Here is an 11,530-nt window from a genome sequence, read left to right as displayed (position 1 = left end):
CCTGGCATCTGATACCCCTGCGTTTTTGCGACTTAACGATGTATCATGACGAAACAGGAATGGCGTATTGCCTAACAAATTCCCCTGCGCATCACGCGTCGTCACCGTCAGAATCATTTGTTCCTGATTGGTGGTGTAATCAGTTTTTACTTTAACCGCGTCGTAACTATCAGCTTTTATCGTCTTATCTGACGTCAGCGTAATCTGCGCCGCTTGAGGGTTCGCGGTGGTCTGGCAAGTTAAATAGCCGGTATCGCTGGCCGCCAACGAGCTGCCAGTGCCGTTGCTGAGCTGCACGCTTTTATATTTGCGGCTGTCCGTCGTCGCATCATCTGCCGTGCTGCTCACATAATTCACCAGCACAGGCCAACCGTCGGTCTCATGACCGCCCCAGTTATTTGCCAGCGTGACCAGCGCATCCTGCGCTGGTATATAATCCGTGCCGCAGCCGTTAACACTGGTCGTTCCAGCCTGACCTTCGGTAAACAGCGCCCAGGTTTCGTTGTCCTCAACCTGGCTTTTTCGTCCACTGGTGGTGCTCAGTTCAGTAAATAACAGCGGACGTTTAAACGTTAGCCCCCCTGCTGTCAGCGTCTCCGGCATATGGCCCCACATTTTGGCTTTCGCAGAGTCCGGGCTGGTGGGCACCGTGAAAATGGTGTCCATATCGGCCTTCTTCGTCGGATCGGAATACAGCGTCGCCGTCAGCGCCGTTCTGGTGCCGTAGGTGTCCGGGCGGGTAATATTAAGGATTTTACTGCCGTCGCTGCCGGTCATCGCGCTATAGGTAGTCGCTTTGTCGTTCAGCGTCACTTCATCAGGTTGACCGCTGTCAACGACTACCGGAGAGACCAATGCATCGGTGCTACCTGCGGTATGTCTTTCAACGGGATAGCGGGTATAGCCATCACCACGGTTGAGGTTAAACGGCATATCCGGCATCGGATTGCCGGCGGCGTCTTTCACCGTCACTTTAACCGGTAACGTTTCGCCTCTTTTCAGCTTCGCCGCGTTGTCCGTCGCATCCCACTGCGCCGGGTCAACCACTTCCAGCGTAATACTAGCGGCAGGCGCGTTCGCCGTAGTCAGGCAACTGACGTAGGTCTCGGACTCATTGTTATTCACCAGACTGCCGTCGTTCAGCCAGACGGTATACAGATGCGGCACTTTGTCCGCCGGGGAACTGCTCCAGTACGACTGACGCTGGGTCGGCCAGCCGTGAACCGTCTGGATGGCGTTACCGCTGTTGGCGTTATACAAATCCGTCAGTTGCGTGCGGCGCGGCAACATATTGGCGCCGCAGCCGCCCGCGCTGGTATTCGTCAGATCAGCCTGCGTCACGCGTACCCAGGTTTCATTATTCTCAGTAATGGAACTCGACGCATTCGCCACTTCCGTCGCCAGTTTCGGGCGGCCAAAGGTCAGGGAACCGACGGTGATAGTGTCGTCCATATGGCCCCACATCTGCGCCCCCTGCGGGCCAGGCACGCTCGGGCTGGTAACAACAGTGAAGATCACCGAGTAGTTAACCGTGTTAGGTATCTCTGAATTGGTCGGCGTAATAATCAGCGGCGTTCTTAAGCCCACGCCCTGCGGCTGTTCAATCACCACCGCGGCATTGCCCTGCGCGTCCGTAGTGCCGGAATAGACCAGCGACGGCTGTGATGTACCGTAAAACGTGCCGTTCATCTCCAGCGCGCCAGAGGTGGGATCGTCAAAACCATCGGCTCGCCCCCGCTGGTTCACGCCGATATCTTTGGTAATGGTGAAGGCCGCATAAGCCACTGGCGCATTATTAAGTGCATTGAAGGTATGCACCGTCATGGTGATTTTCTCACCTACTTTGGCCTGCGCTTTGGTGCCGACAGTCACATCGCGGTCTGTCGTTGCTGCAATGCGCGTCACCAGCTCATTGCCTGAACAACTCAGGTAGTTTTGTTTAAACCCGCTGTAGCTATCGACGCCGCCATTATTGAGATTGACGGAAGAGTGCGTGACGTCTTCTACCGCGGTCAGATAATCCTGCTTCGACGTCGGCCAGCCGTATTGGGTACCGATCTCATTGCCGGGATAGGCAGCATACAAACTTTCCAGCGAACTCTGGCGCGGAATATGCCCGACGCCGCATTCGGCCTGCATGCTGGTGTCCTGATCGAACAGCGCCCAGTCTTCGTTGTTTTCACGCATCTGCCCCAGCTCATGGCTGGTTTCATCCGCCAGCCGCGGACGTTTAAATATGCTACCTGCGGCAATAAGACCTTGCATATGGCCCCACATGCGGGCCTGCGCGACATCCGGGCTGGTGATCACGGTGAAGATCACGTCTTTGGCATCTTCAGCTGTAAAATTGCTGCGCATTTTCGCCGTAATATGCGTTTTTACCCCGGCGCCGTCGGGCTGAGTCAGGATCAGCGTCGCCTGACCATTGGCATCGGTAATACCTTCGTAAGTATGGTCGTCCACCTTTTGCAAATTGCCATTCTCCGCAATTTGCACCGGATGCGCTTCCCATGCGGCGTCGTTTTCCCCCTTACGGTTAACGCCGTTATCCAGGTGCACAGAGAAGTAGTAATACGGCAACGGCTGATCGTTATTTTTGTTGTCGGTGATCGCCAGACGCATGGTAATCGTTTCGCCAACCTTCGCTTTCGCGGCATTCAGCGTACTGTCAAAACTTCCCGGCGTCAGTATCAGCTTCGGTTCAACATCCGGCGCTTCTTTATCCACACAGCTCACCAGAAATCGGGTGTCGTCCGGTTTCTGCGCTTCACTACGATTCGCCATATTCGCCGCATGGTGCTGCCCGGTCGTTCCCGCCAGCGACGACCAGTAGTAATCATCCTGCATCGGCCAGCCCAGCACCTGCTGCACTGAAGTCGGAATTACCGTCGCCAGCGCACCGAACTGACGCATACCGGGCAAAATGGCGCAGTGGTTGTCCGCGCCGCTCCAGGTGAAGGTGGACCAGGTTTCGTTGCGATCAACCACTGTGCCGTCATGACTGGCTTCCGCCGCCAGTTTCGGGCGCGAGAAGGTGTAGCCGTAGGCTTCCACCGTGTCGGCCATATGGCCCCACATGCTGGCTTCCGGCACGTCCGGGCTGGTCAACACCGTGAAAATCACCGCCGTTTCGCTGGTTTGAGTAATCCCCGCCAGACTGACGACCAGCGGTGTTTTCACGCCTGGTCCGTTGGGTTGTGTGACCAGGATTGTGGCTGTGCCGTTCTCGTCTGTCGTACCGCGATATTCTGTCGCCGTCGTGGACAGTTCGGTGGTATCCAACATTACTGGCCCAACGTTATTTACTCCCCCCTGACGGTTTTCGGCGTCTTTACGTTTAACGCTAAAAGGAATGTTGCCTGCCGGATTGCCCACACAGTCTTTCGTCGTCACCGTCAGCGTCAACGTACCGCCGACGGTGGTTTTCGCCGCCTTTAGCGTGTCGTCATAGCCAGCAACGCTTATCGTCACCAGATCGCCGCTTGCCTGAGCGATATTGAGCGTCACCTTCTGGTCGCTTAATGGGATCACGCCCTCGTTCGGCACCCCGGTCAGGGTGAATAAATTCAGTTGCGGTATAGTCTGCGATTGGCTGATTTGCGGCCACGCCACCAGCGTATGTCCAGCCAGATCCTGTGCGCAGAAGGAGCGATCCGGGCGCGGCTGTGGATTCAGCGGCGTGTCCGGCGTGGCGGCCTCAGCCCAGATTAATGAAACCGCGGGCGGTGTCTGGTTTTCCCAGCGCAGCAACGGCGGAATATCAAAAGTATCGCCCTGGGTATCCTGCGGATTGGTCAGGATCATATTGGCGGCAGTATCGTCGACGCTGAACTCGCCGGGTTTAGCGGTATTGGCAATATCGTGAGTTTGGGTCGGATCAAGCTGCACGCTGCCCTGGTAGACGGGCACGCTGGCGCTGTCGGCAAAAGGAGCGGTGCCGTTAATGGCTCCCGTTGGCATTACGGGTTGCTGCCACTGACCGCCTTTCAGCGCCGCATGGGCGGAAAGCATCATCATGGCGAACAACGCCCCGATTCCGATGATTTTGCTCAGTTTAAAAAAACTGGACATAAGAAAACTCCATCCCGCCTGTCCCATATTGAGATAACACGCAACACACTTTACTTAACGTTAGATCAGATTGTTGGCCTGGCTAAGTAAAGTCCGCTGAAAACGCCATTCCAGATGGAATGGCGTTTGTGAAATCAGAATTACTGATTGTCGTTGCGTTTGTACTTGATGGACAAACCGTAACCCTGCACACCATCGGCGCCTGCAGTGGCGAAGATAGTCGTGGCTGCCGCATTGGTCGCCGGAATGACCAGATCGGCGTTTTCAACAGTAGAATCACCGCCTGCCGCACCCAGTTGTTGACTGGTGCCGCTAAATACCCATCGGTAGTCGTAATTAGCGGTAACATCCACGTCGCCGGTATTCCAGCTATTGCTGCCGTCTTTATCCTGGTAAATGCGAACTTTATATGTATGTTCTGTATGCAGAACATCACTCGTATGACCAGTAGACAGCAGATCAACATCAGGTGCCGCGTTGTCGTAAATCATGACTTTCACGCTTTCATCAACAACTGGCCCTGTCGGGATATCATCGCTGTCGGAACCACCACCGTCCGCATCGGACAAGTCAACCAGGTTGAGCACTTGCTCTGCCTGATTTGGCACACCGGTACTGGTAGTTGGTAGAATTTTAATACCGATATAATAGTCAGCATCGTCGGCCTGAATGGTGTAAGAATCCTGGCCTGTCGTGCCGCTAATCTCAACCGCATCCGAACCATTTTGGTTTTTGGACCGCGTCCAGACAACCGTCGCTTTTGTTAAGGCATTCGGAGCGCCAGCATTACTCGCTCCGTTGTCAACATCGCCCTGCTGATCGCCAATCGTCCAATTAATCGTGATTTTATCGTTAACGTGAAATTGCTTATCGACATCGGTCGCAACAGTACGGCCACCGCGATCAATGCTTACGATTACATGATCCTTACCCGTATCTGAAGCCCGATCCAACTGTGGCGTGCTACTGCTGGTAATCCACGGCACAGTACCATTAATGCCGCCCGTGCTGCCGGACATCGTGTAACTGGCGCCGCTTTTCAAATTACCCAGTTGTTGCTCACCTGCTGCTAACGCCGCGGGCACTGCACAATACCCGGCGAGTACTAACGCCAGCGCGATCTTCGTCAGGCCGCGTTTTGTTTCCTGTTGCATACACACTCTCCTTGGTTAAACCTCAGCGGCTGGCCGATCGGCCATTACGCCGATCTTATTTCTTGCTGTATTTCACCTGTAAACCGTATCCCTGCACGCCATCGCCCGCCTGCGCGCTAAACTTCTGTGCGGCTTCCTGATTGGTCGCCGGAATAACAATATCTTCATTGGTCGTGTTGGCTTGTGCGCCTGTTTCACCGTGTGCACTCTGCCCGGTAAATTCCCACTGGTAGTCGTACTGCGCCATCTCTTCATCGGTCAATTTTTCCGACTGCTGGAAAATGCCGTCTTTGTTTTTGTCACGCCACAGGACAAAACGGTAAGTTGAATCTGTGGGGATACGTTCGTCCACGCCAGCCAGGTTGTGTGGCTTCGGATCATTAGTGCAATAAATAAAGGCATTCAACCCGCCGATATCGGAGCCGAGGAAGGTCACATCAACGTAGTTACTGTCGTCATAAGGCGCAGCTTTCGCCTTCCAGCGGAAAGTGCCGGGCAACGTACTGGCAAGCGTGACGGTACCTTTTTCTTTGTTCTTTTCGGCAATAAAGACGCAAGGGACTTCGGTGGTGCAAGGTTTATTAGCAAGAGTGACTTTTTTATCCTGCGCATCGTAAAGCTGCGGATTAAGGTTATCTTCCGGGAGCACATTTCCTTTGCCATCCGTATCATCGCCAAAGCTATCCGTCACGTCTAAATCCATCACCACGCCGTCTACGCCATCGGCCTGGGCGCTCGCTTCATGGCTGTGGTTATTCTCTTCCGGTACGTTGGCAATATTGTTAACAATAAGCTCAATCTTCCGGTCCTGGTTAACAGTGATTTCCACCACGCCGGAGTTCTGGCGGTTACCTTTTTCATCTTCCAGCGCAATACGCACCCGCCAGGTGTTGAGTTTTTGTTGTTCGGCTTCGGTAGAGGCGTACTGCCAGGCGGGAAGAACGATATTCCAGCGGTTGTTGTTACCTTCGGTGAGAGTATTCTCTTTGATCACCGGCATCACCAGAGTGCGTGCGGCGTTGTTTTTTGCCTGCCAGGACGCGGCAACAATTTTGTAGTGGTGATTAATCAACGCATTAACGGTCCACTTACATTTTTCCAGACCAACCGCTTCTTCTGGCGTATCTTTAATGACGCACTCAGGATGTTCATTGGTGGCATCGGCTTTCAGCCACAGAGTGACATCGAGGTGATCTTTCTCACGATATTCGAGAACAATGAAGTTATTACGCTCGACAAAATCGTGGCGACTCCCCATCAATGAGTGGGCAATCTTAACGTTTTCAGGATCGAGCTGGTCTTTGAGCGGCGTCCCAAACTGATAGTTAAGGGTCGCATTGACGGTGACATCAGTGTTATCGCCTGTGCCGGTCTTAAAATCAGTTCCCACCGTAATGAGCGGTACTGGCTGGTAATTTAGCCCCAGCGTCACAGCGTGTGGGTCTTTCTCCAGATTATCGGTGCCAAAGAGCGCCACTTCATCGCCATAATATTGTTCAAAAACAATTTTACCACCCAGTTGTGGATACGCAGGCAGCCAGGCTTCCGCCCGAATATCCCATCCCCGCGCCGGACGCTCTTCGTAAAAATCGAAATCTTCTGAATTTTTCCAGCCGGAAAGTGGATGATAATAGTTACCGGAGAATTTTAAATAATCGGTCCAGGCTTCTGTTCCTAAACCTAAACGGCGATGGCCTCGGGTAAAATCATAATCATAAAATATATTTCCACCCAACAACCATTTATCAAAATTATGTCTTACGCCAATTCCTGCATTACCTATTGTACGCTCTTCTTTGCGTTGCGCTGAAAACTGGCTGAAATAAACAGTACTTTGGTCATCATACCAGGGAATAAAATAGTCGATGGAACTGCCTTCCAGATCACCACCCTGACCGATGGAGAGGTTTGATCTTACCTTGCCATAAGGTGACAATGCGCCTTCGATGTATGACTGGGCAGATGAAGTGATTTGACTTTGTAGATAGCTTCTGGCCTGAGATTCGAGCGCCTCGGGAGTCAGGTTTTCAAAACCCTGCGTGGCAGAGTTCGTGATGTAATCGGCACCCTGTTCTTTAAAAGATTTACCCTTGTTATTTTGTTCTTCCTGGTGAGCAGCTTCGCTTCCCAGGTCAGGTAATGAAGATTCATTTTGCCCAACGCTTATCTCTGGTGCCGCACACGCAGCGCCAGAGATAAGCGTTAAAAAAATAAAGCGCATCCATTGCACCATACAACATCCTTATAACATTTTATACAGAGAATATTTGCTTAGAATTCTATTCTAAATCTCCCTGGGAAAATACACTTGCAGATCTAAATACATTCCTAAAAATAAATAATAGTGATTCACTTAACTCTTTTATCAGTTATAGTGATAATATATACGCTGTTATATTCACTAAATAAATGGAATATAATTAAATAATATATTTTATTAATATCAGAAGACGGAAAATTCGACTCGCTTACGAGAAATCAGTCCATGTCCGTTCTGACAGAAATAATCTACTGCACCGCAAGCTTTCAGCACCTGTAATGGTTTATGACAATCCGGGCAAAGTGGCTGAACAGTGAAATTTTTATCGCAGACTGCACAATGGGCAGTGTTGCCGCTGATATCGAGAGTGTTCTGGCAAATTGGGCAGCTGAGTTCCATCGTGTTCCTCGCGTTTTATACGGGTTTCCCTCCCCACAAAGAAAGGGAAACCCAACAAATAAGTAAGTGGTTACTTATTTTTCTTGATATGAAACACAAAAACAACTAAAAACATTTGATTTTAAATGATTTTCTAACAACTGTCTTTCCATTGGGTACACCCTTGTGTACACATAAAATTGACACTTTATCGATTTTTTGCTTGTTTTTTGCTCCATGCTAAAATCTCTGAGGCATCGAACATTACTCGCCTCTCACCCATTTTAACTGGCTTTGGAAAATCAGGTCTCATCTTCCATCGCTGTAATGTACTTTTGCTAACAGCAAGAAAATCGGCTACCTTTTGCACACTCACGTATCCTTGGCTTGGAATATCAGAGCTGGTGACATCATTCTCCCGTTCTATCCTTGCCTCTTCATGAAAACCAGCCTTCTTTGAAGGTATTTTATGCGGTTTCTCCCGCGATTTATCTTTTACAGGGTCAGACTCAATTCTGAGCTTTTTGTGTATCTTAAGAGGATGTTTTTTGGCTGGTGGCTCAGGCGTCGGCTCTGGTGGTAAATAGTAATAGTAAGCCCTCACTAAATCTTCTGGTGTCAGTACACCGTAACTCATTGTTTCACGATCCGGACGTAGTTCCAGTACCCCAAATCTAAGCAACTTGTCCATTTCTGCGCTTGTTATTTCGAAGTGTTCTGGCTGATGCAACCGAAGCTGGTAAGTTAACGCTTCTCTGGCTTCTTCAATATCATATTCGGAATGAGGAAAATGTGGCTTGCGAATCATCTATCCACCTGAATATCTATCCAAGCATTAATACAAAAGTAAACAATATAAGTTATAATACAAATAGTAAGTAGTTATCTAGCAATTGGAGTAAGAAATTACATATGGATATGAGCATGCAAGAAATACGGACGGATCTAAACCTCTCCCCCAACTATCCGGAAGAAAACCCTTTGCTGGTGGATAATATAACGGAAGAGGTCAGTAACGAAGACATTCGACAACGTCTAGGAATAGATTCTGATTGGATGGATGCGGTAGACACTAGTCAGATAATTTGAGTTCAAGCAATCAACAACGCCCTACAGGTCGTTGTTGATTGTACGTATTTTCGCCACCCGTTCGTTGATTCGTGGTGACCAGTATATTGACTCATACTTGATCTAACCACCAGTAAAAAGCAATATACATATATCTACGCATCGTTAAGAGATAAAAAATGGCTAAAGTTAGTGATAAAAAACAAAGCCAAATTTTTATTAACAGAGTGTACAATGAAAAACATATACAGCACTGTTAAACTTCTTTTGAAAGTTCAATTATACCTGCTGTATTCTTGCCATTTTCCCAACATCGATTAGTCCAAAACACCCCTTTCATGTTCATTGTCTTAATATCAATCACTCGTAATCTGGCTGCACCTTCGTAAAAGCTAGTATCAGTTATTGAAGGTGTATCATTGAAAACTTTAAACATGTATACAAGTTCAAAACTATCATCTTCAGCCCTTACAACCTTACAGTAATTTGAGTAAGTTCTCCCTATTGTGGTATTTCCTTTCATTTTAATTGAAAAAAAATCAGCTTTAATCTCCAGTGGAAACTCAACCTTAGTTCCACCACTGTAATTTGACTCTATTTTACCTATCCATCGCCCATTAAAATCAGGGCAGAATTTATGTTTTAAATAGTCTATATAAAAATACTTCCATAAATACTTACCAAATATAAAAGCCAAAATCGTAATAGTAGTAATAGTATAAGAAACCGACTTCAAAACTGGTTGCCCGAGAAACTCCAAAAAAAACAAAAAAACAATAATAGATATTATAGTAGATATCCCATATTTTATCTTCGATGGTAAAAGCTCCCACATTCTCATGCCCTCCAGAATTTAAGTGTTTTTCTTCTTACTGTACGCGCAGGTTTTACTATTACATGTATAGTTTTAAATCCTATTATTGCCCCATTATGTAAAATCATACATTCCATAGTATGAGACCCCGTATACGAAGTGCCTCGTTTATGACTTTCACTAGGTTTACCTGTGACTGAGTGTCCAATATCATTAGCATCATTTGCTTGTGAGCCAATATTTCTGACTGTCCATTGCGCACTAGAATAGATATTAAAATCATAATGATTACGGATTGTAAAAGTTAGTGAATCCCCTTTATTAACAGTCAATCTATCAGTAATTATTGTTTCAACATGATTACCATTTTTATCATATCTACAAACTGAGATTTCAGGAACATTAACTACCGTAGGCAGACCAGTGCTACCTGTAGCAGAATCTAATGATATTTGTGGGAAGTAATGTTGGAAAAGATTTGAAAAATGGGCTCCCCTTTTAATATCATCGGACTTAATGCAGCTAAGGCATACTTGCTTTAATTCATCAAGTTTTTGATGTGCAAAGCACTCAGCATCTTGAGGCATGGAAATTAAGTTGCTATTATTTAAAGGGTTTCTAACTATTAATGTAGATTCTAGTTCCTCGCAAATACTTAACGCCGTATATATAAAACAATCATCTTCTCGCACATGCTGTTTCATATGCTGGGCTACCAAAACATTAATAGCTAATGAGGGTATTTTTTTAAACCCGGTGTTTTGCCACTTTACATTTACCCAAGCTTTGAAGTATCGAACGAGTCGCTTCATTAAAGCTCTGTCAGATTTGTCTTTATAATAATTTGTAATCCAATCCTGAATAGCTTTTGGATCACTGTCACTCCAGCCTTTGTCTGTCGCTAATTTTATCTTAGTATCTGTTTTATAATAAATAGGAGTATCAACAGTAAGAAAAGTAGAGAACTTTAGTCCTTCACAAGCATTTTTTGACTCTTGCAGTTTTGCTTCATTATTAATGGAACAATAAGACAATAGTGCATCCCTCAGCGTTTCCTTAACATCTTTAGAATCAACCCCCTCATTTTCAGCATCGAAAAATAAATATACGCCGATATCGATATCATATGATGAAAACTTATCTACCGGTTTTATCAGCGTATGGCTTTTATATGAACCTTGTAACCAAAATCGCACATCACAGTCAAACGCTTCCTTTAACTCTTGTCTTAGAAATTCTATTAACTCATTTTTCTTTGCAATACCTTTAGATAATATAACTTCAGATAATTGAGTTCTCTGATGAAGTGTGTTTTCTGTATTTGTATCAGCATAAAAAAGGTCACTGCAATTCATATTATTTCCTTTATCGATCGCTTTCAAAGCCAAGGGTAAGAAGCTCTACATCTACACTAGATTACTTATCCAATATGAATCGTGTAGTAGCATTCATCATAAGTCATAGCTTAGTGCTCCTATCTTGATTACCCAGTCACCTGTTTAACAAAAATATCACATTCAAACAAGTAGCCACTATAGATTGTTGATTTCTCCGTCAACAATCATATGTCTCATTATATACCAACCAATTAACGTCCTACTATGTCAGTAATGTTAGCTTTGACCCATAGCCGATTGTTAAGAGTGTTTGCGTCAGGTCAACAATAGTGTTAGATCGAGTACAAATCAGTACTCATGAGGCTACTCATCGTTTAGTACATCCAATTTTAGCCACCTAAAATGCTTTCTAACGCTGTTTTTTTGTCGATATGTATTCTTCTGTCAC

At 47.0% G+C, this 11,530-nt stretch carries 7 protein-coding genes; all 7 read right to left on the bottom strand.

The window, feature by feature from the left end:
- Positions 1–4,071, bottom strand: a 4,071-nt coding sequence (locus tag EA14781_RS19555) for an adhesion domain-containing protein (RefSeq protein WP_000093883.1), incomplete at its 3' end; no start/stop codon positions are given.
- A gap of 140 nt (positions 4,072–4,211) precedes the next feature.
- On the bottom strand, positions 4,212–5,225 hold the full coding sequence (locus EA14781_RS19550; protein ID WP_001183757.1) for a SinI family autotransporter-associated protein: 1,014 nt from the start codon (positions 5,223–5,225) through the stop codon (positions 4,212–4,214).
- A 55-nt stretch (positions 5,226–5,280) separates the two neighbouring features.
- Entirely contained in the window at positions 5,281–7,458 is a 2,178-nt protein-coding gene (gene sinH / locus EA14781_RS19545; RefSeq protein WP_000250982.1) for an intimin-like inverse autotransporter SinH, read from the bottom strand.
- Positions 7,459–7,668: 210 nt separating this feature from the next.
- Positions 7,669–7,884 (bottom strand): zinc ribbon domain-containing protein, encoded by a 216-nt coding sequence (locus tag EA14781_RS19540; RefSeq protein WP_000423501.1) that lies wholly within the window; start codon positions 7,882–7,884, stop codon positions 7,669–7,671.
- 187 nt (positions 7,885–8,071) lie between these two features.
- Complete coding sequence (locus tag EA14781_RS24495) at positions 8,072–8,671, bottom strand: helix-turn-helix transcriptional regulator (RefSeq protein WP_000619807.1); 600 nt, start codon at positions 8,669–8,671, stop codon at positions 8,072–8,074.
- Between the two features lie 516 nt (positions 8,672–9,187).
- Positions 9,188–9,766 carry a Cap15 family cyclic dinucleotide receptor domain-containing protein gene (locus EA14781_RS19525; protein ID WP_042336081.1) on the bottom strand — a complete coding sequence of 193 codons (579 nt, stop codon included), beginning with the start codon at positions 9,764–9,766 and terminating at the stop codon, positions 9,188–9,190.
- 2 nt (positions 9,767–9,768) lie between these two features.
- Positions 9,769–11,100: a nucleotide-binding domain-containing protein gene (locus tag EA14781_RS19520; RefSeq protein WP_000995828.1), complete on the bottom strand. Its 1,332-nt coding sequence runs from the start codon at positions 11,098–11,100 to the stop codon at positions 9,769–9,771.
- Positions 11,101–11,530 lie beyond the last annotated feature (430 nt).

Source organism: Escherichia albertii NBRC 107761 = DSM 17582 (assembly GCF_000759775.1).
Classification (GTDB): domain Bacteria; phylum Pseudomonadota; class Gammaproteobacteria; order Enterobacterales; family Enterobacteriaceae; genus Escherichia; species Escherichia albertii.
Note: the sequence above shows the minus strand (reverse complement) of the source record. Positions and strands in the feature narration are given on the sequence as shown.

Excerpts from the sequence above, each read along its gene's own strand:
- EA14781_RS19550 (WP_001183757.1), bottom strand. The coding sequence starts at position 5,225 with ATGCAACAGGAAACAAAACGCGGCCTGACGAAGATCGCGCTGGCGTTA.
- sinH (WP_000250982.1), bottom strand. The coding sequence starts at position 7,458 with ATGGTGCAATGGATGCGCTTTATTTTTTTAACGCTTATCTCTGGCGCT.
- EA14781_RS19540 (WP_000423501.1), bottom strand. The coding sequence starts at position 7,884 with ATGGAACTCAGCTGCCCAATTTGCCAGAACACTCTCGATATCAGCGGC.
- EA14781_RS24495 (WP_000619807.1), bottom strand. The coding sequence starts at position 8,671 with ATGATTCGCAAGCCACATTTTCCTCATTCCGAATATGATATTGAAGAA.
- EA14781_RS19525 (WP_042336081.1), bottom strand. The coding sequence starts at position 9,766 with ATGTGGGAGCTTTTACCATCGAAGATAAAATATGGGATATCTACTATA.
- EA14781_RS19520 (WP_000995828.1), bottom strand. The coding sequence starts at position 11,100 with ATGAATTGCAGTGACCTTTTTTATGCTGATACAAATACAGAAAACACA.